Origin of the sequence: Isoptericola sp. NPDC019482 (assembly GCF_040632295.1) — a bacterium.
Taxonomy (GTDB): Bacteria; Actinomycetota; Actinomycetes; order Actinomycetales; family Cellulomonadaceae; genus Isoptericola.
On sequence record NZ_JBEYBQ010000001.1, the window covers coordinates 39,325 to 63,378 of the forward strand.

The following is a 24,054-nucleotide window of genomic DNA, read 5'->3' on the forward strand; positions in this document are numbered from 1 at the left end:
CCGGACGGTCAGCGGCAGGACTCCGCGTCGTAGGCGTGCGTCGTCGAGACGCCGCCGGCGGTCACGGTCACCTCCCCCGCGTCGAGGGCCCGGCCGCTCGCGGGGAACGGCTGCGTCCAGGACTTCCCCGGCCGCAGGCCGTCCCGCGTCCGCTCCGTGCCCAGCGCGGCGACGGTCACGCCGGTCCGCTCGTCGGACACGTTGGTCACCGTGACCTCGACGAACGGCTTGGCGCCGCGGCACCGTGCCGCGACCTCGACGGAGACCGGGCTCGTCGCCGACGAGAGCGCGGCGCTGAGCGGCGAGACGGTGATCCGGTCGACGATCGGCGCCTCGTCGGCCTCCAGGTTGTAGTCCGCCGGCCACGTCTCGGACGCGTACGACTCCCCGTCCCAGTTGGTCGCCTCCTCGGAGCGCCACGTCACCGTGTTCTCGCCCTCCGCCAGCTCGAGGACGACGGTGCGCTCCCAGAAGTTGTTCGCGTGGAACGTCGGCACGAACATCTCGCGCTGCGGCTCGCCGCCGTTGACGATCAGGTCGGCGTGCCGGGCCACCGGGTTCGGGTTGTAGTGCGTCCCGTCCACCTGCTCCGGGTTGGAGAACCGCACGACGACGGCGTGCGGCCCCGCCTGGTCGGCCGTGACCCGGAACGTCAGCGTGTTGCCGTTGCCCGGCTCCCCGCCGATCCCGGAGACGGCCTTCCCGCCCTCGGCCAGCGGCAGGTCGACGACGGCGGCGTCGCCCGCGAGCTCGGCGTCCTCCGCCTGGTAGGCGGTGGCCGCGAGCGCCCCGGTCCCCGCCGCGACGGTCAGCCGGTCGAGGACCAGCCCGCCGGCGCCGCCGGTGACGACCACCTTGTTGACCCCGCCGCGCAGGTGCGCGGCCGCCTGGCCTGCCCCGTCGAGGTCGAGCACGTCGTGGCCGTTGACTGCCAGCGTGCCCGCGCCCGCGCCGAGCAGGTCCGCGCCGAGGGTCGCCTCGGCGTCGGCCGGCCCGTAGACCCAGAACGTCGCGCTCTCGCCCTCGGCGAGCGCCACCGCACCGGCCCCGGAGACGTCGCCTGGTGCGACGCCGTCGGGCAGGTCGCTCGCGGCGAACACGGTGCGGCCGCCGTCGAGCGTCGCGAGCTCCGCCTCGTAGACGGAGGTCGCGGCGTCGGGGTTCGGCAGTGCCAGGGTGATGCGGTCGACGATGGCGTCGCCCTGCGTCGCGCCGCCGTCCAGCCCCTGCGCGGCGAGGGAGATCGTGTGCGTGCCGGCGGTGAGCTCGACGGTCGTGTCGGCGTGGTCCCAGACCACCCACTTGTAGCCGAGCGGCAGGAACAGCTCCTGCTCGGCCGCGCCGTCGACCCGCACGAACACGTTGGTCGGCCCCTGCTCGGCCACCCTGTCGAACGTGTTGAGGCTGTTGGCGAAGACGGAGAGGTCGTAGGTGCCGTCCTGCGGCACGGTCACCTCGAAGTCGAGCACGCCGTCGGAGCCGGTGCGCAGGCCGCCGACGTCGTACCCGCCGGACGTGTAGAACTTGCCGACGTCCGCGGGCGACCCTTCGGGCCCGTTCTTCGAGTAGCCGGACCCGGTGTAGGTGGCGTCCTCGGCCTCGTAGCTGCCGTCCCACAGCGTGGGGGCGGCGCTCGTCGACCCGCCGACGCCGGCGGGCGTCACGACGATCTCGTACGCGGACGCCTCCCGCAGCAGCGGCAGCCCCTCGCCGTCGAAGGCCACGGAGACCTTCCCGTCGACGACCTCCGCGGTGGTCTCCGCGAGGTGGCGCGGCTGCGTCGAGTCGCCGAGCTGGCCGGTCCACGGGATCTCGCGGACGGTCACGCGGACCTCGTCGCCGAACACGTCCGTCGGCACGTTCACCAGGTCGACCGGCGCGGCGCCGTCGGCCCCGCCCACGATGGTGCGCGAGACGCGGCGCTCCTCGTCGAGGCTCGACACGCCCTGCAGCGTGTAGTTCTCGCCGGGGAACGGCGGGGTGACCTCCACGGTGTGCCCGCTCATCTGCGAGTAGGCGTTGTACAGCCACCACTGGCCGTTGCCGCGGTTCGACTGCACGGCGGAGTCCGACAGGTTCCCGTTGATGTTCCAGAAGGCGATCATCGCGTCGACCTTCGAGTCCTCGATGGCGGACATCCACTGGATCATCTGGCCGGGAACGGACGTGTGGTAGTTGAAGGCGTACTCGTTGACGTTGATCGGCAGCTCGGTGCCCTCGTGCCCGGTGCCGGCGAACGCCTCGGCCTCCCACCCCCGATAGGTCGCGACCGACGTGCGGATCTTCTCCGGGTGCGACAGCTCGTGCCAGGTGATGATGTCGGGCACGGTGCCCGCCTCGACGGTGTGCGCGAGGAAGCCCTGCATCTGGTCGAACAGCACGCTGGTGCCCGGCCCGGCGACCCGCATGTCGGGGTAGCGCTCCTTGATGGTGCGGTACGTGGTGTCCCAGGCGGCGAAGTACGCGGTCGGGTCGTCGAGCCAGGAGGTGCCGTCGAGGCTCCACTCGCCGGTGCCGAACATGTTGCCCTCGGGCTCGTTGAACGGCTCGATGACCAGGTTGTCGCGGACGTCCGGCTCGAGGTCGGCGATCATGTCGAGCTGCCCGTCGAGCACGCGGGCGTAGTCGGCCAGCTTCTCGTCCGGGGTGTCACCCGGCCACTGGTACGGGAACCCGCGGTAGTAGTCCGTCACCCGCAGGTAGACGTCGCCGTCGGTCGTCTCGGCGAGCTGCCGGGTGACCTCCAGCGCGTCGGACCCGGGGTGCTGGGCCCCGTCCTGCGCCTTGGTCGCCACCGAGCGCACGCCCATGCCCTCGACGAGGTTGTCCGTGGGCATCCCGTCCGCGTACAGCCCGTACAGCAGGCCGGACGCGCCGCCCTTGAACGCGCCGGTGTCCGAGCCCAGGTCGACGGTCAGCTCGCCGCGGTGCACCGTCACGGTCGCGGTCACGGGGATGCCCGCCGCGTCGCCGGACACCGCTTCACCCGACACCGTGAACTCGCCGGGCTGGGCGTACTGCTGCGGGTCGACGTCCTCCCAGACGATCGGCACGTCGCGGTCGTAGCCGTCGGAGAAGGTCGCGCGGACGGCGGAAGGCAGGTCGGGCGCGGCCTGCACCATGGTGCGGACCTCGAACGTGTCGGTGGACAGGGCGGTCATGGTCGGGGACTCTCCCACGAGCTCGGCCACCTGGTCGGGCGCGAGCGCGCTGCGGTAGATGCGGAAGTCGTCGATCGCGCCGTCGAACAGGGGGTCCGGGTAGAAGGACTTCCCGAGGAACCCGGCGGACGTCGCGCCGTCGGCCAGGAGCTGGCCGGCGCTGATCGAGGTGGGCGACGACGCGACGGCGACGCCGTCCAGGTACGTCGTCACCCGCCCCGCCGACGTGTCGAGCGTGGTGGTGAGGGTGACCCAGTCCCCGGCCTGGAGCGGACCGTGGCCCGTCACGGTCGCCTCCCCGCCCCCGCCGTTCGTCGTGACGGCGGTGCGCAGGTTCCCGTCGCCGTTCGACGGCGTGGTGAACAGGTAGCGGGTGGTGTCGCTGCCGAGGTCGTAGACCCGCTGCCACGCCCCGCCCTCGCCGTCCCAGCGCACGCGGGCGGACACCGTGAGGTCGGTGGCGCCCTCCAGAGCGCCGCGCGGGATGGTCACGTAGCCGCCGCCCGACCCGCCGGGCAGCTCCAGCGCCTGCGTGCCGCCCTCGGCGTCGACCACGCTCGTGGTCCCGCTGATCGTGCCGTCCAGCCCGTTCCCCGAGGAGTCGGGCACGGTGGCACCGTCGACGTCGTCCATCGTCCAGTGCAGGTCGGGGGCGGGCGGCTCCGCGGCCGACGCCGGGACGCCCACTGCCAGCGAGGTGCCGGCGAGGGCGAGGGCCGTCGAGAGGGCGGCGGCCGTGCGCCGCCGGGCCTTCCTCGGGGTGCGTCGTGAAGGTGTCGTGCTCATCGTCGAGTGCCTTCCTTCTGGGGTTGGTGTTGCTCGGCGGTGGGTCGGGTCAGACGGTGGGTCGGGTCAGACGGTCGGGACGAAGACGCGCATGGTGGACGGGCCGCGCTCCGCCCAGCGGTGGTACGGGATCAGCGGGAGGTCGACGGCGTCGGACGACGCCGCGGGCCCGGGCGGGCCCGCCACGTACGGCGGGGTGCCGCCGGCGGGCTCGGGCAGGGCCACGACGCGCGCCCGCGCGAGGGCGCCGTCGCCGTGCACGCGGGGGGCGACGTCCGGGTCGAGGCGCACCTGCTCCAGCGCGACGCCGTCGGGCAGGTCGACGGACTCCAGCGCCAGGACGAGGGGGCCGCGCTCGACGGCGACGGTGCCGCGGGCCGCGTCGACACGCGCGTCCGGCCAGGTCAGCCGGGGGGCGACGCGCAGGTCCAGCGTGACGGCGTCGCCCGCGCGGAGCGTGCCGGGCACGTCCGCCCAGCCCGGCGCGACCGGCTCCGGCGTGCCGCCGCGCGGGCACACGAGAGTGGCGTCCGCCGCCCAGCGCGGCACGCGCAGGCGCAGGCGGACGGGACCGGCCGGCGCCTCCACGACGGTGACGCGCACGACGCCGTCGGCCGGGTACGCCGTGTCGACACGCAGCGTCAGGGCACCGCCCGCGACGTCGACGCGCACCTCGCCCGCCGCGTACTGGGCGAGGGTGACGGTCGCGCCGCCCGCGTCCTCCTCCACCGTCGCCGCGTACGCCTGCCACGAGGCGAGGGTGCGCGCCACGTTGGTGGGGCAGCAGGAGACGTCGAACCACGGCGCCCGCACGCCGCCCTCGGCGCGCGGGTTGACCTCGTCGGGCCGCACGTCGGCGCCCGGCTCGCGCTGCTGCAGCGGGTTGGCGTAGAAGAACGCCCGCCCGTCCGCGGCCGGGGACGTCGCGACGACGTTGAACAGGGTGCGCTCGATCAGGTCGGCGTAGCGCACGTCGCCGCTGGCGAGCAGCAGGCGCCACGACACCATCACGGACGCCACGCCCGCGCAGGTCTCGCAGTAGGCACGGTCGGGCGGCAGCTCCCAGTCGTCGCCGAACCCCTCGTCCTGGTGGCGCGAGCCCATGCCTCCCGACAGGTAGGTGCGACGCTCCACCGAACGCGTCCACTGGTGCTCGACCGCGGCGAGCAGCTCGTCGTCGCGGGTGTCGACCGCGACGTCCACCGCCCCGGCGGCGAGGTACAGCGCCCGCACCGCGTGCCCGCGCCAGACGTCGGCCTCCCGCACCGGCACGTCGTCCTGGAAGTACGCCGGGCTCAGCAGCGCGACGGGCGCGAGGGTGCCGTGCCCGCGGCGCTCCACGAAGAGCCTGGCCTGCTCGGTGTACCGCGGCTCGTCCAGCGCCCGCCCGAGCTCCGCGAGGCCGACCTCGATCCCGGGGTGTCCGCAGATCCCCGCGCGCCCGCGGGTCCCGTCGCGGCCGCCGTCGCGGAACTCGCGGCAGACGTGGTCGGCGGCGCGTCGCGCGACCTCGACCAGGCGGTCGTCGGGCCCCACGGCGCGGACCCGCGCGACGGCCGCCTGGAGCAGGTGGCCCGTGCAGTAGAGCTCGTGCCCGGACGACAGGTCGGTGTACCGGCCCGGCCGCCCGGGGTGCCCGAAGCAGGTGTTGAGGTAGCCGTCGTCGTCCTGCGCGGCCGCGACCCGGTCGACGAGCTTGCGGAACGTCGCGTCCACGGTCGGGTCGCCCGTGCGGCCGTGCTCCCAGGCCAGGGCCTCGAGCAGCTTGTAGACCTCCGAGTCGGAGAACTGCCAGCCGGGCCGGTCGGGACCGGTGGTGCCGGCGGCGACCCGGTCGAAGTTGGCGACCCAGCCCAGCCGCTCCATCCAGTCCAGGCAGTGCTGGAAGGTGGCGCGCGCGTTGGTCTCCTGGAGGCGGCCCCAGAAGCCGCCGTCGAGCATGAGCTCTCCGACGCCGAGGCCGCGGCGCGGTCCGGGCGCGTCGACCGGGCGGGCGGGGGAAGGGGTGGCGGTCATCTGGCTTCTCTCGTCAGTCCTTGACGGCGCCCGCGGTGACGCCCGCGGCCACGTAGCGCTGCGCGACGACGAGGAGGATCGCCGCGGGCACGGAGGCGACGACGGCGGTGGCCATGATCGCGTTCCACTGCGTGGTGTTGTTGCCGATGTAGTGGTAGATCCCGAGCGTGATCGGGATGAGGTCGCCGTTGCGGTTGAGCGTCGAGGCGAAGATGAAGTCCGACCACGCCCACAGGAACGCGAACAGCGACACGGTGATCGTCGAGTTGCGGCTCAGCGGCACGACGACGGACCAGAACGTGCGCCAGGCGCCCGCGCCGTCCACCCGCGCCGCCTGCAGCAGCTCGCGCGGGATGCCCGACATGAACGCGGTGAACAGCAGCACGCCGAAGGGCACGGCGATCGTGGAGTCGGCGACGATCAGCCCGCCGACCGTGTTGAGCAGGCCGAGCCTGTTGTAGATCGCGTAGAAGCCCATCGCCATGACGACGGCGGGGATCATCTGCGCCACCAGCAGCAGGAAGTTGAGCGTGCGGCCGCCGCGCAGGTGCAGCAGCCCCAGCGCGTACCCGGCCGGCGCGGCGATGACGACCGTGAGCACCACGCACCCGAGGCCCACGAGCAGGCTCGTGCCCAGCGCGGGGAGCTGCTGGTCGAGGACGGCCGTGTAGCCCTCGAACGTCGGCTCCCAGGGGAACCAGTGCGGCGGGTCGGAGCGCAGGTCGCCGGTCCGCGTGAGGGAGACGTTCACCATCCAGTAGACGGGGAACAGCATGATCGCGGTGAAGAGGAGGCCGAGCGCCGTCTTCCACCAGGCTCTGTGAGTCGTCATGAGTCCTCCTGTCGACGCTGGAGCTGCAGGTGCAGGAACCCGAAGACGAGCGCGACGAGGATGAGCACGTTGCCCACCGCCGCGGCCGGGGAGAAGTCGGGCTGGCCGGTGCCGAACGCCTCGCGGTACGACCAGACGGCGAACGTCGTGGACGCGTCGCCCGGCCCGCCCGTCGTCATGATCCAGATGACGTCGACGACCTTGAGCGTGTAGATGAGGCCCAGCAGGATCGTGATGAGGGAGACGGGGCGCAGCAGCGGGAACGTGATGCTCCAGAACTGCCGCCACGCGCCGGCGCCGTCGAGCGACGCGGCCTCGTAGACGTCGCCGGGGATGTTCTGCAGGCCCGAGTAGAGGATGACGAGGTTGAACGGGATGCCGAGCCAGATGTTCGCGATCGTCACCGACAGCAGCGCCGTGTCGGGCGACGTGAGCCAGTTGATCTGCTCCGCGCCGAAGGCGCCGAGCACCGAGTTCACGATGCCGTTGTCGCTGTTGAGCATCCACGCCCACGTCGAGGCGGAGACGATGAGCGGCAGCAGCCACGGCACGAGGAACATCGCCCGCAGCGCGCCCGAGAGCCGGAAGCTCGACCGGAAGAAGACCGCGAGGGCCAGGCCGATCGCGAACTGGAACACGATCGAGCCCACCGTGAACAGGACCGTGTTCGTCAGCGCGGTCGGGAACGTCGACGAGGCGAACACCTCGGCGTAGTTCTCGAACCCGACGAACTCGGCGTTGCCCTGCACGAACGCGCGGATCGTGTAGTCGTGCAGGGACAGGTCGACGTTGCGCCACAGCGGGTAGGCGTAGAAGAGCACGAGGTAGACCAGGAGCGGTGCGGCGAAGCCGACGGCCGCCCACTGGCTCGCGCTCGGGCCGCGTCGTCGCCGCCCGGTGGGCGCGGCGGGCCGGATGCCCGCCGCGCCACGCGGCGCTCCGTGCGTCCCGACCGCGGTCGGGGTGGTGGTCATGGTGCGTCCTTCGTCCGTGTGCGCGCTCACATGGCGCGAGCGCGTCGGGCGGTTGCGGTCAGTTCGTGCCCGACTCGGCGTCGGCCTGGGCGGCCTTCAGCGCGTCGGCCGGGGTGGCCGACCCGGACAGCGCGTTCTGCACCGCCGTCCACAGGGCCTCGGAGATGATCGGGTAGTCCGTGCCGAGGCCGTCGCTGGTGCGGCCCTTGGCGTTCTGCACCGCCTCGACCCACGGCTCGAGCTCCGGCTTCTCGTCGAGCAGCGCCTGCTGCCCGTCCGCCGTCGGCGGGATGTAGTAGGCGAACGTGTTCGCCGTCTCGACGAAGCCCTCGGGCGTCGTCATGCACTCGACGATCTGGCGCGTCGTCTCGTAGCGCTCCGTGTCCTGCTGCACCGGGGCCACGATGAACTCGCCGCCCGTCGGCGCCGGGGCGACGCCGCCGTCCTTGGCCGGCAGCTGCACGATGCCCGTCTCGAAGTCGGCCTCGGCGGCGCTGTTGACCTGCCAGGTGCCGTTCTCGACGAAGCCGAAGTCGCCCGTGAGGAACTCCTCCCAGGTGGTGTTCTGCGAGTTCTGGATGACGGAGTTCGGCGCGTAGCCCTCGTCGAGCCAGCCCTTCCACAGCTCCAGCGCCTCGACCGCCTCGGGCGAGTCGAGGTCCGTCAGGTCGGCGCCCGAGCCCCAGAACCACGGCAGGAACTGGAACGAGCCCTCCTCCGTGCCGATGCCCGCGAACGTGATGCCCTTGTGGCCGGCGTCGGTGACCTTCTTCAGCGCCGCGGTCAGCGAGTCCCAGTCGGTGACCGACGCCGGGTCCACGCCGGCGTCCTTGAGCACGTCGGCGTTGTAGTAGAGCGACAGCGTGTTGGCGCCGATCGGGATGCCGTACGCCGCGCCGTCGACGACGCCCGCGTCGAGCAGGTTCTGGTCGATCGCGGAGGTGTCCAGGCCGAACTCGTCGACCGTGGTGAGCATGCCCGTGTCCGCGAGGGTCGAGACGGCCGGGTTGTCGAGCAGGATGACGTCCGGCGACGTGCCCTCCTGCGCCGACAGGAGCGCCTGGTTGGTCAGTGCGGTGGTGTCGTAGGCGGTGCGCTCGATGGTGACGCCCGCCTCCTCACCGCACGCCTGCACGCGCTTGGTCCAGTCCGAGCTCTCGTCGTGCTGGGGGTACGGGTCCCACCAGGTGTAGGTGTCGTCGCTCCCGCCCGACGCCCCGGTGCCGGGCGAGTCGGACGACGAGCAGGCGGCGAGCGATCCTGCGGCCGCGAGGGTGGTGAGCGCCGCCAGGGCGATGGTCCTGCGCGGGGCGGAGCGGGTGAGGTGGTGCATGGCGGTTCCTCCTTGAACGGTGCCTCGGTTCGACGGGTTCAGCCCGTCGAACCGGTTCGACGACGAACGTTGGCGATAGGTGACGTCCTGATCGGTGGTCAGTTCTGGCGGGGGGCGTCCGTGCTGCCCCGGTCGACGAGCTCGGGCGAGACGAACCGCACGACGTGCGGCTCGGCGGGCCCCGCCTGACCCTCGATCCGGCGCACCAGCTCGCGCACGGCCATGCGGCCGAGGCGGTCGGGCGCGCTCTCGATCGACGAGTACGGCAGGGAGAACGTGCGGGCGAACTCGTCCGAGTAGCGCCCGACGACGGACAGGTCGGCCGGCGCGGCGAGGCCGCGCTCGTGCAGCACCGTGGGGAGCGCGGCGGCCGCCGCCTCGTTGTTGATGAGCAGGCCGGTGGCGCCCGGGTGCGCGTCGAGCAGCGCGTGCAGCTCGCGGCCGACGTCGGGCTGGCTCGACGGCGCGAAGACGGCGTGCAGCGTGATCCCGCGCGCCCGCGCCGCCTCGAGGGCCGCGTTCTGCAGGCGCCACACGTAGGCGCCGCCCCGCTCGACGACGTGCTCCGGCTGGGAGACGAGCGCCAGCTCGCGGTGCCCCAGGCGGTGCAGGTGGTCGACCATGAGGCGGCCGGCCTCCTCGAAGTCGAGGTCGAAGACGTCGACGCCCGTGCAGTCGGCGGGGAGGCCGACCAGCGCGCCGGGCTGCGGCGCGTCGCGCAGGATCGGCAGCCGGTCGTCGTGCTCGGCGACGTTGAGCAGCACGATCCCGTCGACCATGCGCGAGTCGGTCATGCGCCGCAGCGCGTTGCGCCCGTCCGACTCGGTGGCCAGCAGGATGTCATAGCCGAGCTCGCGGGCCGTGTTGGAGACGCCGAGCATGTACTGCAGCATCGCGGGCGCGAACTCGTCCTCGAGGAACTGCGCGAGCAGCCCGATCACCCGGGTCTGCGAGGTGGCCAGCGCCCGGGCCCCCGCGTTCGGGGTGTAGCCCAGCTCGCGGACGGCGTCCTCGACACGGCGGCGCACGTCGACCGAGATCGCACGCTTGCCGGACAGCGCGTACGACGCCGTGCTGCGCGAGACTCCCGCGACCCGCGCGACGTCCCCGATGGTGGCCACCGTGCCTCCTGATCGTCCTCGTACCGTCCACATCCTTGCGAACCGGTTCGACAGTAGCGTGCGCGACGACAGAGGCACAAGGGGGAGCGAGGGACCATTTTCCGCCACCTCGCGACGGCGGCGCTGGCGGATCGTCGAACCGATTCGCTCCTGATCGGCGCGGCGCCCGGCCGACGTAGCGATCCGTCCTCGTCCGGCGCCACGACGGCGACCAAGGGCTACGTCACCGGCACGGGAGGCCAAGTTCACCCGACCGTGACGTGCCGGGTCGACCCCCCGCCACCTCTCTCCTGGCACGTCGACGACGAGGTCGACGCCACCGCCCGCACCACCGGACGGCGCCCACGTTGCAGACAGGCGGAGGGTGACATGCACGCACCACCGATCGAGGCGCCCGCGCCGACGGCCAGGAAGCCCCGCAGAACCAGCTGGACGGTGGTGGTGCTCGTCGCCCTGCTGTCCTTCATCGCCCTCGTCCAGGGAGTGATGCTCTCCGAGCAGGGCGCACGGATCACCGCGCTCGAGAACTCCGGGACCCAGCAGGGCCCGGCAGGGCCGCAGGGACCGCCGGGTCCTGCCGGAGCACGGGGCGAGCCCGGCCCGCAGGGACCGGCCGGGCAGGACGGCAAGACCGGCCCGCGCGGCAAGGCTGGGCCTGCGGGAGAACCGGGCGAGCCGGCGCCGGGCGCGGGGACGGACACGCCGGCAGACCCCTCCGAGCCCGAGCCCGAGCCGGAGGCCCAGGACGAGACTGCTTCCACCTTCTACGAGAACTGCGACGCCGCACGTGACGCCGGCGCCGCACCGGTCCACGTCGGCGACCCCGGGTACGGCAGTCACCTGGACCGGGACGGCGACGGGACCGGGTGCGAATGACAGACCGCGCACCGGGCCGGGTCAGCGCAGGCCGAACGCCTCGGCAGCTCCTTCTGCTCGCCGGCCAGACCGACGAGGCGGGCGTACGCACGCGGGTGACATCCGGTCACGATTCGGGCGAAGGTTCCCCGGGCGCCTTGACACCGTGACCGCGCCGGTCGTGCGATGAGAGCGAAACCGGGGCGCAAGGACGCGCCAGGCCGGTGACGCGCCCTGCGCGCACCGACCCCCCACCGGCCCGAGGGCGTAGGGGTGAGGCAGATGCGAGGAGCTCGCAGGACGTCGACGATCGCCGCGGTCGCGGCCGTGGCGGCGTTGGCGTTGGCCGCGTGCGGCGGCGACGGCGGGGAACCGGAGAGCAGCGGCAGCGGCGGCGCGGACGAGGTGGAGGTCTTCACCTGGTGGGCCGCCGGGTCGGAGAAGGCCGGCCTGGACGCGCTGGTCAAGGTGTTCGACGAGCAGCACCCGGACGTCACGTTCGTCAACGGGGCCGTGGCCGGTGGGGCGGGGTCGCAGGCGAAGGACCTGCTGCAGACCCGCCTCCAGGCGCAGGACCCGCCGGACACGTTCCAGGCCCACGCGGGCGCGGAGCTGCAGGACTACATCGACGCCGCGCAGATCGAGCCCGTCACCGACCTCTACGACGAGTTCGGCCTGACCGACGCCTTCCCGCCCGACCTCATGGACCGGCTCACCGCCGACGACGGCGAGATCTACTCCATCCCGTCGAACATCCACCGCGCCAACGTGGTGTGGAGCAACCGGCAGGTGCTCACCGACGCCGGCATCGACCCCGACGCCACGTACGCCGACCTGTCCGCCTGGATGGACGACCTGGAGAAGCTCAAGGCTGCCGGGGTCACACCGCTCGCCGTCGCGCAGGCGTGGACGCAGGTGCAGCTGCTCGAGACCGTGCTGCTCGCGGACCTCGGTGCCGACGGCTACTCCGGCCTGTGGGACGGCTCGACCGACTGGGCGGGCCCCGAGGTCAAGGCGGCGCTCGAGGACTTCCAGACGCTCATGGGCTACACCAACACCGACCGCGACGGCCTGGACTGGCCGGAGTCGCAGCAGCTCGTCATCGACGGCAAGGCCGCGTTCACCGTGATGGGCGACTGGGCCGAGGCGTCGTACGAGGAGCAGGAGCAGGAGCTCGGCACCGACTACTCGGCGTTCCCCGTGCCGGGCACGGACGGCGTCTTCGACTTCCTCGCCGACTCGTTCACGCTGCCCGTGGGGGCGCCGCACCCCGACGGCGCGAAGGCGTGGTTGGAGACGGTCGGGTCGGCCGAGGGGCAGGAGGCGTTCAACAAGGCCAAGGGCTCGATCCCCGCGCGCACCGACGTCGACATGTCGACCTTCGGCGAGTACCAGCAGTCCGCGGCGGAGTCGTTCCAGGGCGACACCATCGTGTCCTCGCTGGCGCACGGCGCGGCGGTCCCGGTGGCGACGCTCACCGCGATCACCGACGCCACGAGCAAGTTCACCTCGGGGGCGTCCGACCTGGCGGCGTTCCAGTCGGAGCTGGCCGCCGCGAACGCCGGCTGAGGCGCCGATGGCCACCGCCACGCGCAGGCGGGCGGGGGTGCGCCGGGCGGTCCGCCGCGCCGGTGCACCCCTGCTCCTGCTGCTGCCCTCGCTGATCCTGGTCGGGGTGTTCGTCTACGGCCTCATCGTGGCGAACGCCCGGCAGTCCGCCACGGACAACCACACGGCCGCCCAGGCGACGGGTCAGGCGCCGACGACCGGCGTCGGGCTGCGCAACTACCTCGACCTGCTGGGCAGCGAGGAGTTCCAGCACTCGCTGACCAACCTCGTGCTGTACACCGTGGTGTTCCTCGTGGGCACGATGGTCGTCGGCTTCCTGTGGGCCTGGCTGCTCGACAAGCCGCTGCGTGGCGAGGGGTTCTTCCGGTCGATCTACCTGTTCCCGATGGCGGTCTCGTTCATCGCGTCGGGCGTGGTGTGGCGGTGGCTGCTCAACTCCAACCAGGGCGAGCAGGCGTCGGGCCTCAACCGGCTGTTCCAGATGATCGGGCTGGACGCGCTGCAGAACAACTGGTGGAACAACGTGTCGGTGGGCATCGTCGCCATCGCGATCCCCGCGATCTGGCAGCTCTCCGGCTACGTGATGGCGCTGTTCCTCGCCGGCTTCCGCGGCATCCCCGTCGAGCTGCGCGAGGCCGCGCGGGTGGACGGCGCGAGCGAGTGGAAGCTGTACCGGCACGTGCTGTTCCCGCAGCTGTCGCCGATCGCGCTGTCCGCGCTCATCATCATCGGCCACATGTCGCTCAAGGCGTTCGACCTCATCATGTCGATCTCCAAGCCGGCGAACTACCAGACCAAGGTGCCCGCTGTGGACATGTACGTGTTCAAGTCGGCCTTCGACTACGCGAACGCGGCCGCCGTCGGCACGATCCTGCTCGTCATCGTGGCGATCGTCATCGTGCCGTACCTGGTCCACACGCATCGGCAGGACAAGCGATGACCGCCGTCGTCGAGGAGGCCGGGCGCCCCATCGACCTCGGCCGCCGCGCCGCGCCGCGCGGCCGGTTCACCGTGGGCCGCACGCTGCGCTACCTGGTGCTGCTGCTCTTCGTGCTCGTGGTGCTGGTGCCGGTGTACGTGCTGCTCGTGACCAGCTTCAAGGGCCCGGGCGACGCCGCCCCGACGCGCGCGTGGAACCTGCCGCAGGTGTGGACCACCGCCAACTGGGAGACGGCGTGGAGCACGCTCTCCCCCGCCATCGCGCGCACCGTGCAGATGGTGGTGCCGGCCGCCCTGATCTCGGCGTTCCTCGGGTCGCTCAACGGGTTCGTGCTGTCGCGGTGGCGGTTCCCCGGCGCCGACCTGGTGTTCACGCTGATCCTGTTCGGCATGTTCATCCCGTACCAGGCGGTGATGATCCCGCTGAACCAACTGGTGCTGGGGCTGGGCGTGCCGAGCGGCGTCCCCTCGCTGATCCTGCTGCACGTCGTCTACGGCATCCCCATCACGACGCTGATCTTCCGCAACTACTACATGACCGTGCCGCAGGAGCTCATCGAGGCGGCGCGCGTCGACGGCGCGGGGATGCTGCGCACGTACGCCTGGATCGTGCTGCCGATCTCCGTGCCGAGCTTCGTCGTCGTGCTCATCTGGCAGTTCACCTCGGCGTGGAACGACTTCCTCTTCGCCGTGTTCTTCTCCTCCAGCCAGAACGGCCCCGTCACCCTCGCGCTGAACAACCTGGCCAACGGCGCGCTGCTGCAGGACTACGGCGTCTCCATGGCCGGCGCCCTGTTCGCGTCGCTGCCCACGCTGCTCGTGTACGTGCTGCTGGGGCGGTACTTCATGGGTGGCCTGATGTCCGGCTCGGTCAAGGGCTGAGCGGGACCGCGCGGGCCTGTGGACAACCGGGGTCGGGTGTCGGGAGCAGCGGGCAGGCTGGGGGCATGACGACGACCACCGGCCAGGAGCCCGCAGCCCCGCCCGTCGCCGCCCGCTGCTTCGGCGACGGCGACCCCCTGTACGAGGCGTACCACGACACCGAGTGGGGCGTGCCCGTGCACGGCGAGGCCGCCCTGCTGGAGCGCATCGCGCTGGAGGGGTTCCAGTCCGGCCTGTCGTGGATCACCGTGCTGCGCAAGCGCCCGGCGTTCCGGGAGGTGTTCGCCGGGTTCGAGCCGGAGAAGGTCGCCGCCCTCACGCCCGACGACGTCGAGCGGCTGCTCGGCGACGCCCGGATCATCCGCAACCGGCAGAAGATCGAGGCCACGATCGGCAACGCGCGCGCCGTGCTCGCCCTGCACGACGACGGACGCACGCTCGACGAGCTGTTCTGGTCGTTCGCTCCCCCGCCCCGCGAGCGCCGGCTGGGCGCCTGGGACACCGTGCCGGCCAGCACCCCCGAGTCGGTGGCCCTGGCCAAGGCGCTCAAGAAGGACGGCTTCCGCTTCTTCGGCCCGACGACGGCGTACGCGGCCATGCAGGCCTGCGGGCTCGTGGACGACCACCTCGCCACGTGCCCGGTGGTCACGGGCCGCCGGTCAGCGGCGGGCGGCGCGGCGTAGGGCGCCGAACGCGCCCGTCGACCACAGCGCGAGCGCGACGAGAGCCGGCTGGAAGAACAGCCGGACGAACCGCTTGGCGTCGGTGTCGAGGCCGAACCCGTCCTTGCGTTCGAGCCACTGGCCGACGTTCCCCGGGAAGATCACGACGAAGAAGGCCGCGACGGCCAGCCCCACCGCGACCTTCCACCGGGACAGCACGACCAACGAGCCGCCCAGCACGATCTCCACGACCCCGGACGCGAGGACGGTGACGTCCTCGTCGACCGGGAACCAGGCGGGGACCTGGGCGCGGAACTCCTCGCGGGCGACCGTGAGGTGGGTGATCCCGGCCCCGGCGAGCGCCACGCCGAGCGCGACCCTCCCGATCCGCCGAGGCGTCGACGTGGGCTCCGGTCGCACGAGCTCCTGCAGGTCCATCCGGCGATGGTCGCAGCGCTGCGCGGGCGTCGCACCTGAGAGCCAGGCCGGGCGACGCCGCCATCCCGACCAGGGTCGAGCCCAGCACCGCGGACGGACCCGTCACCCGGCTCGCTCGCCACGGTGCTCGGCTCCGCCACCGCCTTCGGGCTGTCGGCTCTGGACTAGCCGTTTACCGGCGCCGAGAAGATGAGCCGGACCTCGGTGTTCCGGTAGCCGGTCCGCGTGAACGCCGCCGCCATCGGCCGGTTGCCGAGGTCGGTCGTGGCGGTCACGCGCTCGGCGCCGTCGGCGGCGTGGAAGCGGGTGATGTCGGCGAGGATCTCCGACACGTAGCCGCGGCCGCGCGCCTCCGGGACCACGCCGAGGTAGCCGACGTTGCGCGCGTAGGGCGTGGCCGACGGGATGGCGAGGCCGGCGAGGGCGCCGTCCGAGGTGCGCGCGAGGCGCCACCACTCCCGCTTGCCGGGCCGGTCGAGGTAGAACTCCAGGCTCTCGCGGGCGGTGGCCTCGGCCCCGTGCGCCGCCTCGCCCTCGATCGTGTGCGCGTCGAGGGACCCCACGGCCACCCGCCGCATCGCGTCGAGGAAGACCTCGTCGTCGGGCTCGGGCGTGAGCACCAGCCGCTCGGGGGCCGCGGGCAGCGGCGCCTCGGGCGTCCACTCGAACTGCAGGCGCTCGACCTCGACGCTCAGCCCCGCACGGCGCGCGGCGTCCTGCCGCCAGCCGACGGCGGCGACGTGCGCCGGGTCGTCCCGCCACCCGCCGGGCAGCTTCATGAGGTTGTACAGCGGCGGCGCGGCGGCGCCGGCACCGCGGAAGGCCTGGGCCCCCGCGCAGAGGAGCGCGGCCGCGAGACGCGCGCGGTCGTCGACGGGGACCTCGTCCGCGACTGCGAGGCAGTCGAGGGCGAGCGGGTGCGCGCTGTCGCCCTGCCCCCACCAGAGGGCGCGGGCCAGGACCTGTCCGTCCGAGCCCCAGGCAGCCCACGTCCACTCCGGGCGGTACTGCCGCTGGGCGGCCTCCGCGCGGTAGGCGTCGGCGGACAGCCGCCACACCGGCTCGGAGGAGGTCAGGGCGAGGACCCGGTCGAGCTCGCCCCCTGGACCGGGGACGGCCGACAGGCGAGGGACGGCACTGCTCGGGATCATCGAGACACCTTTCGGGCGTGGGGCCCTGGTCGCCAGCACCCTGGCGGCACGACCGGAGATCACGGCGGCGTCCGGCACGCGACGCCGGAAGCTCTACCAGGGTCGGACGCGATCGCACCGGCCAGCGGTGATCCTGCCAGGCCTGGGCGGGGGGCGACGACGTGTCTCGACCGAGACCTGGTCCGGATGGGCTCTAGGGTCGGCATCGTGATCACCCTGACCGCCCACCGCCCGGAGTTCGCCGCCGAGTTCCGCGCCGAGGCCGCGCGGCTCCGGACCGCCCTGGGCGACCGCGTGACGGCGGTCGAGCACATCGGCAGCACCGCGGTGCCGGGCCTCGTGGCCAAGCCGATCCTCGACCTGGCCGCCCGCGCGGCGCCCGGCGTCGACGTCTTCGGTCTTGGCGACGACGTCGCGCCGCTGGCCTACTGGCGGATCGCGCACGGGCCGAAGAACCACGGCGTGTACGTGCGGGAACGGGACGGCGCGCGCACGCACATCCTGCACGTCTTCGCGGACGACGTCTGGGAGACCTGCCCCCAACGGCTGTTCCGCGACAAGCTGCTCCACGACGCGACGGCGCGGCGCCGGTACGGCGAGCTCAAGACCCGCCTCGCGGCCGAGCTCACCGACGGCCGGGAGTACACCGCCGGCAAGCGCGCGCTCGTCGAGGAGCTGCTCAACGAGGAGCGCGCGGCGCGTGGCCTGCCGCCGACGACGGCCTGGGACAAGTAAGCCCGGCCGCCGCCGGGCGACGACGGCGTCAGACCGTCGAGCGGTCGGCTTCCTCGACGGCGGCGACCTGCTGCTGCACCTCGCGGACACGGGCGACGTCGAGCTTCTCGGAGCGGTCGAAGCGGTACACGCCGTTCTGCTCCTGGAAGACGTCGGTGAGCTGGGTGTAGCAGTAGCCGAACATGAGCGGGTCGCCGAGCAGCACGTCGGTCAGGCCGCGGAACCGGGCGTGGAACTCCTCCTCGTCGGCGACGCGCTGGCCGTAGCCCCACGACTCGGCGGTGTCGTTCCCCGCCGCCGCGGCGGCCGCCTCGGGGTTCCACCAGATGCCGCCGTACTCGGAGACGAAGTACGGCTGCCCCCGGTACGGCAGGGACATCGCCGCGTCCGGGCGCCGGTTCTCGTACGGCGCGCCGTCGGCGAGGCCGGCCTGCTGGCGGGCGAAGGCCGCCGGGTCCTGCTCATAGCTGTGCGAGTCCCAGACGTCGGTCTCGAGCACGCGGTGCGAGTAGCCGCTGGCATCGATCACGGGGCGCGACGGGTCGGCGAGCTTGGTGGCGAGGAACATGCCGCGCGTGACGTCGTCGAGCACGGTCAGCCGGTCGTGCAGGTCCTGGTGCGTCTCGTTGAGGGGGCACCAGCCGACGATCGACGGGTGCGAGTGGTCCCGCTCCAGCACCTCGAGCCACTGGGTGGTGAACGACGCGGTGGGCTGCTGGTTGTGGCCGACGGTGCCCTGCCCGCTCACGCCCCAGTCGCCGAACTCGCCCCACACGAGGTAGCCGAGCCGGTCCGCGTGGAACAGGAACCGCTCCTCGAAGACCTTCTGGTGCAGGCGCGCGCCGTTGAAACCGGCCTGCATCCCGAGCTCGATGTCGCGCACCAGCGCGGCGTCCGACGGCGCGGTCATCAGCGACTCGGGCCAGTACCCCTGGTCGAGCACCAGCCGCTGGAACACGGCCCGGCCGTTGATCCGCACAGCCTGGCCGTCGATCGCGACGGACCGCAGGCCCGCATACGAGTCCACGGCGTCGACGAGCGCGCCGTCGCCGTCGCGCAGCTCCACCCGCAGGCCGTACAGGTGCGGGTCCCCCGGGCCCCACGGGCGCACCCGGTCCTCGGGGACGACGACGCGCAGCGCGGGCGCGAGGTCGACGTCGGCGCGCGCGGTGTCGGAGGCGACGACGCCGTCGGCGTCGGTGAGCGTCGCGGTGACGGTGTGGCCGGGCCGGTTCGCGGTCAGCGGCAGGACGACGTCGAAGGAGCTGCTCGCGACGTGCGGCGTGACGCGCGGGCGGCGCAGGTGGGCGCCCGGCACCGGCTCCAGCCAGACGGTCTGCCAGATGCCGGTGGTGCGCGTGTACTGGCAGTGCGTGTTCGCGTACCAGGTGGCCTGCTTGCCGCGCGCCTGCCGGGCGTCGCGGGGGTCGCGGGCCCGCACGACGACGGTCACGGTGTCGCCGGGCGCGGCCAGGCCGTGCAGGTCGGCGGTGAAGGGCGAGAACCCGCCGCGGTGACGCACCACCTCGGTGCCGTCCACCCACACGGTGGTGTCGTGGTCGACGGCGCCGAAGTGCAGCAGCACGTGCGTGTCGTCGCCGTCGACGGCGGCCCACTCGGCCGGGACGGTCACCTCGCGGCGGTACCAGACCGCCTCGAGGAAGTCGGTGTCCCCGATCCCGGACAGCTCCGACTCGGGGGCGAACGGCACGGTGATCGTGCCGGCGAGCTCGCGGTCGCGCAGCCCGCGCTCCAGCCCCGAGTCGCCGCGGTCCAGCTCGAACTGCCACGTGCCGTTGAGGTTCAGCCAGCGCTCGCGCACCATCTGGGGGCGCGGGTACTCCGGTCGGGGCACCGCCGCGCCGGTGGGCGCGGACGGCGGGTCGAGGTGGGTGAGGTGGTCTGCCATGGCGGCTGCTCCGTCGCGGTCGGCTGGTCGATGGTCCGGGGCTGATTCAACCTCCGTGACCCGAAAAGCGCAACGTTGTACCACCGGGAGTCTGCGGGCGACGCCGTCAGCCCGGCCTGCGGGAGCTCTCCCGCACCAGCAGGCGGTGCGGCGCGACGACGTCCTCCGCCTCCCCCGCACCACCCTCCACCTGCGCGACGAGCCGCGCCACGGCGCGCTCGGCGATGCCGCGCACGTCGGGCGCCACGGTGGTCAGGCCGGGGTTCGCGTACCGGCCGTCCTCGGTGTTGTCCCACCCGACGACGCCGACGTCCTCCGGCACCCGGACGCCGTTCGTGCGCAGCACGTGCATGGCGCCGAGCGCGAGCAGGTCGTTGCCGCACACCAGGCCGTCGATCTCGCCGACCCGGGCGAGCACGTCCTCGACCGCCCGCGCCCCGGCGGCGCGGCTGTAGTCCGGCACGGGGAGCAGCCAGTCCGGGCGGGCCTCGAGCCCGGCGTCGCACAGCTCCTCCACGAAGCCGCGCAGGCGCGGGGCGCCCGAGCGCTCCGGCACCCCCGGCTCGGCACCCAGGAACGCGAGGCGGCGACGCCCGGTCTCCAGGAGGTGGCGGGTGGCCTCCCGGGCGGCCGCGACGTTGTCGATGCTCACGTGGTCCGTGGTCAGCGGCGCCCCGGGCGTCCAGGGCCGCTCGCCGAGCAGCACCATCGGCGTCGCGCCGCGCAGCTCGTCGACCTCGCCCAGGCTGAGGTCGAGCGGGCTGAACACGATGCCGTCGATGAGCCGCACGTCGAAGCCGCGGGCCACGAGGCGCTCCGCGTCCGCGTCCCCCCGGGTCTCGTCGATGAGCACCCGGTACCCGCGGGCCGCTGCGACCTCGATGGTCTCGTGGGCGAGGGTCGAGAAGTAGGGCGAGTCGATCTGCGGCACCGCCAGTGCGAGGATCCCCGTGCGCCCCTGCCGCAGCTGGCGGCCCGCGAGGCTGGGGCGGTAGCCGAGCTCCGCGATGACGCCCTCGACGCGCTCGCGCGTCGCCGCGCCCACCCGGCCGGTGCCGTTCACCACGTTGGACACGGTCTTCCAGGACACGCCCGCCGCGGCCGCCACGTCCTTGATCCCCGGCGGCCTGCGCCGCGCGCCCCCCGTCGGCGTCCCGTCCGCCGCGACCTGTCCGCTCACCCGTCCACCTCTCGTCGCCCGGCGCAGCGACGCGCCGTGCGCCACCCCTTGACGGGCGGCGCCTCCGTAGTCCATCGTGATCCAACGTTAGACCGCAACGTTGCACCACGGGTCGAGGACGACCCCCGAGAGATCGGATGCGCAGTGACCGTGACCGGTGAGCCGATGACGGCGACACCCGACGCGCCCCGCCAGGACCGCGCCCGAGGCGCGGCCAAGCGTCGCCGCGAGGCGGGTGCGGGGTTCGCGTTCTTGTCGCCGTGGTTGGTGGGTTTTGTGGTGTTGACGGCGTTCCCGATGGTGGCGTCGTTGTATCTCGCGTTCACGGATTATGACTTGTTCCGGCCGCCGTCGTGGGTGGGGCTGGAGAACTTCACGAAGCTGTTCGAGGACCCCAGGTTCTGGACGTCGGCGAAGGTGACCGCGATCTATGTGCTGGTGGGGACGCCGATCAAGCTCGCCGCGGCGTTGTTGGTCGCGATGGTGTTGAACATGAAGCACCGGGGTCAGGGGGCGTATCGGTCGATCTTCTACGCCCCGTCGTTGATCGGTGCTTCGGTGTCGATCGCGATCGTGTGGAAGGCGATGTTCATCGATGACGGCATCGTGGACCGGATCCAGCAGCTGTTCGGGCTGCCGGCCGGGGGCTGGGTGGGTGACCCGTCCAAGACGATGCCGATGTTCGTGCTGCTCGCGGTGTGGACGTTCGGCGCCCCGATGGTCATCTTCCTCGCGGGCCTGAAGCAGATCCCGGCCGAGCTGTACGAGGCCGCGAGCGTTGATGGTGCGGGCCCGGTCAGGAAGTTCTGGCGGATCACGATCCCGATGCTGTCCCCGGTGCTGTTCTTCAACCTGCTGCTGGAGACCATCGGCGCGTTCCAGGTCTTCGGGTCCGCGTTCATCATCTCCGGCGGTACCGGCGGTCCCGCGGACTCCACGTTGTTCTACACGCTGTACCTGTACATCAAGGGCTTCGCCCAGTTCGACATGGGGTACGCCTCGGCCATGGCCTGGGTCCTGGTCGTCGTGGTCGGTGTGATCACCGCGATCTTGTTCAAGACCTCGAACGCCTGGGTCCACTACTCCGGAGACAACCGATGAGCGCGCACATCACGACGCCGCCGCTGTCGAACCAGGCGGCCGCCACAGGAATCGCTACCGGGGGCGGGTCGTCCCGCCCGGCCGGCCCGATCGACACGTCCCTGCGCCAGGCCGCGCGCCGTCGTAAGGGTGTGCGGTCGGTCGGGTTCCACGCGTTCATGATCATCTGCACCGTGGTCGTGCTGTACCCGGCGGCGTGGATGCTGATGTCCTCGTTCAAGCCGTCGAACGAGATCATCGGGAACATCAGCCTCTGGTCGGACCATCTGTCGCTGGGCAACTTCGCGACCGCGTTGTCCGGCATCGGCGGGGTCGGGTTCTGGACCTTCTTCGGCAACTCCATGATCCTCGCCGTGGCCTCGGTGGTCGGGGTGATCCTGTCCTCCACCGTCGCGGCCTACGCGTTCGCCCGGATCGACTTCCCCGGCCGGGGCATCTTCTTCGCGATCATGATCGGCACCCTGCTGCTGCCGTTCCACGTCGTGATCATCCCGCAATACATCATGTTCAACGAGCTCGGCATGGTGAACACCTTCATCCCCCTGCTGGCGCCGAAGTTCCTCGCCGGCGAAGCGTTCTTCGTCTTCCTCATGGTCCAGTTCATGCGCAACCTCCCCCGAGAGCTCGACGAAGCCGCCCGCATCGACGGCGCCGGCCACGCACGCATCTTCGGCTCCATCATGCTGCCCCTGATGCGACCCGCGATCATCACCAGCTCGATCTTCGCGTTCATCTGGTCCTGGAACGACTTCCTCGGCCCCCTGCTCTACCTCAAGAAGCCCGACCTCTACCCCCTGCCCATCGCGCTACGCCTCTACGTCGACCAAACCTCCGTGTCCGACTACGGCGCCCAGATGGCCATGGCCGTCCTCGCCCTGCTGCCCGTGATGCTCTTCTTCATCCTCTTCCAGCGCTACATCGTCGACGGCGTCGCCACCCAAGGCCTCAAGGGCTGACACCCGCCGCGTTCTCGCACGACCCACCACCACCGACCAGCCCGCGGCGGGCACGACCGCCGAGGCCCGACCCCGCAGAGCTGCGGGACGGAGGAACCACCATGAAGCTCGCACGACTCTCCGGCGCGGTCGCCGCCATCGCCGTCACTGTCGGCCTGACCACCGCCTGCGGCAACGGCGGCGCCGACGCCGGCCCGGCCGCCAAGGTCTCCACGGACGAGGACATCACGCTCTCGTTCGCCTGGTGGGGCAACGACGACCGCGCCGCGCGATACGAGAAGGCGATCGACGCCTTCGAGGAGAAGTACCCGAACATCACCGTCCAGACGCAGTTCCAGTCCTGGGACGACTACTGGACGGCGCGCTCCACCGAGGCCGCGGGCAGCGCCCTGCCCGACGTCGTCCAGATGGACGCGGGCTACGTGCGGCAGTACGGCGCCACGGGGCAGCTCGCCGAGCTGGACGGCCAGGTGGGCGTCAACCTCGACGTCGACGGCGTCGACGACACCGCGCTCGCGTCGGGCCAGATCGAGGGCACGACGTACGCCGTCCCGGTCAGCCTCAACACCCAGTCGATCATCTACAACGCCAAGCTCCTCAAGGAGCTCGGCATGGAGCCCCCGGCCGAGGGCTACACCTGGGACGACCTGGTCGCCTGGTTCGGTGACGTCGCCGAGGCCGGCGCGAAGCACGACCCGCAGGTGTACCCCATCGGCGACATGACGGGAAACAGCCCGTGGTTCCAGCAGTGGCTGGTGCAGCAGGGCAAGGCCCCGTTCACCGACGACGGCCAGATCGCCTTCACCCAGGAGGACGTGCAGGCCTGGGCCGACCTGTGGGCACCGCTGCGCGAGTCCAAGGCGTTCTTCCCCCCGCAGCGCGCGGCGCAGCTCGAGCCCAAGACCGGCCTGAACTCGAGCGAGGTCGTGGCCGAGGCCAACTGGGACACGCTGATGCCCAACTACGTGGCCGAGCTCGGCAGCGACGACCTCGACCTCATGCCCATCCCCACGGGTGACGACGGCAAGAAGATGTACTGGCATTCCGGCGTCATGCTCTCGGCGTCGGCCAGCTCCTCGCACCCGGACGCGGCGGCCGCGTTCATCGACTTCATGACCAACGACCCGCAGGTCGGCGAGATCTTCGGCACCTCCAAGGGGGTGCCGGCGACGGACGCCCAGAAGGACGCGATGAAGCTGGAGGACGGCTCTCCCGACTCCCGCCTCATCGGCTACGAGGACGCCAACGCCGACGACGTCACCGAGCCCGCGCCGGTGCCGGTCGAGGGCTATGGCGAGATCGAGGCCGAAATGGCCCGTCTCTCCGAGGAGATGCAGTACGGCAAGCTCACCGAGGACCAGTTCGTGGAGCAGTGGTTCGCGTACGTGCAGGACACCGTCAAGGCGCAGTGACCCCGCGGTGACCGGGGGTGCCGCGCGCCCGCCGCGCGGCAC

19 protein-coding genes are annotated in these 24,054 nt (G+C 72.2%); 9 read left to right on the forward strand and 10 right to left on the reverse strand.

The genetic code is table 11. The features are described from left to right. Positions 1-8: 8 nt before the first annotated feature. From ABZ493_RS00180 to ABZ493_RS00205, 6 genes are all read right to left on the reverse strand, one after another. Positions 9-3,947: a LamG-like jellyroll fold domain-containing protein gene (locus ABZ493_RS00180; RefSeq protein WP_430580163.1), complete on the reverse strand. Its 3,939-nt coding sequence runs from the start codon at positions 3,945-3,947 to the stop codon at positions 9-11. Between the two features lie 66 nt (positions 3,948-4,013). Further along, entirely contained in the window at positions 4,014-5,963 is a 1,950-nt protein-coding gene (locus tag ABZ493_RS00185; RefSeq protein WP_430580164.1) for a beta-L-arabinofuranosidase domain-containing protein, read from the reverse strand. A 13-nt stretch (positions 5,964-5,976) separates the two neighbouring features. Then, positions 5,977-6,795: a carbohydrate ABC transporter permease gene (locus ABZ493_RS00190; RefSeq protein ID WP_430580165.1), complete on the reverse strand. Its 819-nt coding sequence runs from the start codon at positions 6,793-6,795 to the stop codon at positions 5,977-5,979. Continuing rightward, positions 6,792-7,769: a sugar ABC transporter permease gene (locus tag ABZ493_RS00195; protein WP_430580166.1), complete on the reverse strand. Its 978-nt coding sequence runs from the start codon at positions 7,767-7,769 to the stop codon at positions 6,792-6,794. The genes ABZ493_RS00190 and ABZ493_RS00195 overlap by 4 nt, the downstream gene beginning before the upstream one ends. A 58-nt stretch (positions 7,770-7,827) precedes the next feature. Further along, positions 7,828-9,102 (reverse strand): extracellular solute-binding protein, encoded by a 1,275-nt coding sequence (locus ABZ493_RS00200; RefSeq protein WP_430580167.1) that lies wholly within the window; start codon positions 9,100-9,102, stop codon positions 7,828-7,830. 98 nt (positions 9,103-9,200) lie between these two features. After that, a complete protein-coding gene (locus tag ABZ493_RS00205) occupies positions 9,201-10,223 on the reverse strand; it encodes a LacI family DNA-binding transcriptional regulator (protein ID WP_430580168.1) in 1,023 nt (340 codons plus the stop codon). A gap of 369 nt (positions 10,224-10,592) precedes the next feature. On the opposite strand from ABZ493_RS00205, the gene ABZ493_RS00210 reads away from it, so the two are divergent. The 5 genes from ABZ493_RS00210 (at position 10,593) to ABZ493_RS00230 (ending at position 15,151) form a co-directional block, all read left to right on the forward strand. Further along, entirely contained in the window at positions 10,593-11,099 is a 507-nt protein-coding gene (locus ABZ493_RS00210) for an excalibur calcium-binding domain-containing protein (protein ID WP_430580169.1), read from the forward strand. Positions 11,100-11,360: 261 nt separating this feature from the next. Next, the gene (locus ABZ493_RS00215) at positions 11,361-12,647 is read left to right on the forward strand and encodes an ABC transporter substrate-binding protein (RefSeq protein ID WP_430580170.1); all 1,287 of its coding nucleotides are present in this window, start codon (positions 11,361-11,363) and stop codon (positions 12,645-12,647) included. Between the two features lie 7 nt (positions 12,648-12,654). Continuing rightward, a complete protein-coding gene (locus ABZ493_RS00220; RefSeq protein WP_430580171.1) occupies positions 12,655-13,587 on the forward strand; it encodes a sugar ABC transporter permease in 933 nt (310 codons plus the stop codon). Beyond that, complete coding sequence (locus ABZ493_RS00225; RefSeq protein ID WP_429734924.1) at positions 13,584-14,468, forward strand: carbohydrate ABC transporter permease; 885 nt, start codon at positions 13,584-13,586, stop codon at positions 14,466-14,468. Before ABZ493_RS00220 ends, ABZ493_RS00225 begins: the two co-directional genes overlap by 4 nt. A 65-nt stretch (positions 14,469-14,533) precedes the next feature. Then, positions 14,534-15,151 (forward strand): DNA-3-methyladenine glycosylase I, encoded by a 618-nt coding sequence (locus ABZ493_RS00230; RefSeq protein WP_430580172.1) that lies wholly within the window; start codon positions 14,534-14,536, stop codon positions 15,149-15,151. Here the strand turns inward: ABZ493_RS00230 and ABZ493_RS00235 are convergent. Together ABZ493_RS00235 and ABZ493_RS00240 are read right to left on the reverse strand one after the other, a co-directional pair. Then, on the reverse strand, positions 15,128-15,568 hold the full coding sequence (locus tag ABZ493_RS00235; protein WP_430580173.1) for a hypothetical protein: 441 nt from the start codon (positions 15,566-15,568) through the stop codon (positions 15,128-15,130). The genes ABZ493_RS00230 and ABZ493_RS00235 overlap by 24 nt on opposite strands. Before the next feature lie 164 nt (positions 15,569-15,732). Beyond that, entirely contained in the window at positions 15,733-16,719 is a 987-nt protein-coding gene (locus ABZ493_RS00240; RefSeq protein ID WP_430580174.1) for a GNAT family N-acetyltransferase, read from the reverse strand. 207 nt (positions 16,720-16,926) lie between these two features. On the opposite strand from ABZ493_RS00240, the gene ABZ493_RS00245 reads away from it, so the two are divergent. Further along, a complete protein-coding gene (locus ABZ493_RS00245; RefSeq protein WP_430580175.1) occupies positions 16,927-17,454 on the forward strand; it encodes a GrpB family protein in 528 nt (175 codons plus the stop codon). A gap of 28 nt (positions 17,455-17,482) precedes the next feature. Here ABZ493_RS00245 and ABZ493_RS00250 read toward each other — a convergent pair whose 3' ends face one another. Then, positions 17,483-19,363, reverse strand: coding sequence for a sugar-binding domain-containing protein (locus ABZ493_RS00250; RefSeq protein WP_430580176.1), 1,881 nt, complete (start codon positions 19,361-19,363; stop codon positions 17,483-17,485). Positions 19,364-19,469: 106 nt separating this feature from the next. Beyond that, positions 19,470-20,543: a LacI family DNA-binding transcriptional regulator gene (locus tag ABZ493_RS00255; protein WP_430580177.1), complete on the reverse strand. Its 1,074-nt coding sequence runs from the start codon at positions 20,541-20,543 to the stop codon at positions 19,470-19,472. 165 nt (positions 20,544-20,708) lie between these two features. On the opposite strand from ABZ493_RS00255, the gene ABZ493_RS00260 reads away from it, so the two are divergent. The 3 genes from ABZ493_RS00260 (at position 20,709) to ABZ493_RS00270 (ending at position 24,012) form a co-directional block, all read left to right on the forward strand. Beyond that, positions 20,709-21,644, forward strand: a complete 936-nt coding sequence (locus ABZ493_RS00260) for a sugar ABC transporter permease (RefSeq protein WP_430580178.1) — start codon at positions 20,709-20,711, stop codon at positions 21,642-21,644. Continuing rightward, positions 21,641-22,600 (forward strand): carbohydrate ABC transporter permease, encoded by a 960-nt coding sequence (locus tag ABZ493_RS00265; RefSeq protein WP_430580179.1) that lies wholly within the window; start codon positions 21,641-21,643, stop codon positions 22,598-22,600. The genes ABZ493_RS00260 and ABZ493_RS00265 overlap by 4 nt, the downstream gene beginning before the upstream one ends. Positions 22,601-22,701: 101 nt before the next feature. Further along, entirely contained in the window at positions 22,702-24,012 is a 1,311-nt protein-coding gene (locus ABZ493_RS00270; protein WP_430580180.1) for an extracellular solute-binding protein, read from the forward strand. Positions 24,013-24,054 lie beyond the last annotated feature (42 nt).

Coding starts and splice junctions, on each gene's coding strand:
- ABZ493_RS00180 (WP_430580163.1), bottom strand. CDS start 3,947: ATGAGCACGACACCTTCACGACGCACCCCGAGGAAGGCCCGGCGGCGC.
- ABZ493_RS00185 (WP_430580164.1), bottom strand. CDS start 5,963: ATGACCGCCACCCCTTCCCCCGCCCGCCCGGTCGACGCGCCCGGACCG.
- ABZ493_RS00190 (WP_430580165.1), bottom strand. CDS start 6,795: ATGACGACTCACAGAGCCTGGTGGAAGACGGCGCTCGGCCTCCTCTTC.
- ABZ493_RS00195 (WP_430580166.1), bottom strand. CDS start 7,769: ATGACCACCACCCCGACCGCGGTCGGGACGCACGGAGCGCCGCGTGGC.
- ABZ493_RS00200 (WP_430580167.1), bottom strand. CDS start 9,102: ATGCACCACCTCACCCGCTCCGCCCCGCGCAGGACCATCGCCCTGGCG.
- ABZ493_RS00210 (WP_430580169.1), top strand. CDS start 10,593: ATGCACGCACCACCGATCGAGGCGCCCGCGCCGACGGCCAGGAAGCCC.
- ABZ493_RS00215 (WP_430580170.1), top strand. CDS start 11,361: ATGCGAGGAGCTCGCAGGACGTCGACGATCGCCGCGGTCGCGGCCGTG.
- ABZ493_RS00220 (WP_430580171.1), top strand. CDS start 12,655: ATGGCCACCGCCACGCGCAGGCGGGCGGGGGTGCGCCGGGCGGTCCGC.
- ABZ493_RS00225 (WP_429734924.1), top strand. CDS start 13,584: ATGACCGCCGTCGTCGAGGAGGCCGGGCGCCCCATCGACCTCGGCCGC.
- ABZ493_RS00230 (WP_430580172.1), top strand. CDS start 14,534: ATGACGACGACCACCGGCCAGGAGCCCGCAGCCCCGCCCGTCGCCGCC.
- ABZ493_RS00235 (WP_430580173.1), bottom strand. CDS start 15,568: ATGGACCTGCAGGAGCTCGTGCGACCGGAGCCCACGTCGACGCCTCGG.
- ABZ493_RS00240 (WP_430580174.1), bottom strand. CDS start 16,719: ATGATCCCGAGCAGTGCCGTCCCTCGCCTGTCGGCCGTCCCCGGTCCA.
- ABZ493_RS00250 (WP_430580176.1), bottom strand. CDS start 19,363: ATGGCAGACCACCTCACCCACCTCGACCCGCCGTCCGCGCCCACCGGC.
- ABZ493_RS00260 (WP_430580178.1), top strand. CDS start 20,709: ATGACGGCGACACCCGACGCGCCCCGCCAGGACCGCGCCCGAGGCGCG.
- ABZ493_RS00265 (WP_430580179.1), top strand. CDS start 21,641: ATGAGCGCGCACATCACGACGCCGCCGCTGTCGAACCAGGCGGCCGCC.
- ABZ493_RS00270 (WP_430580180.1), top strand. CDS start 22,702: ATGAAGCTCGCACGACTCTCCGGCGCGGTCGCCGCCATCGCCGTCACT.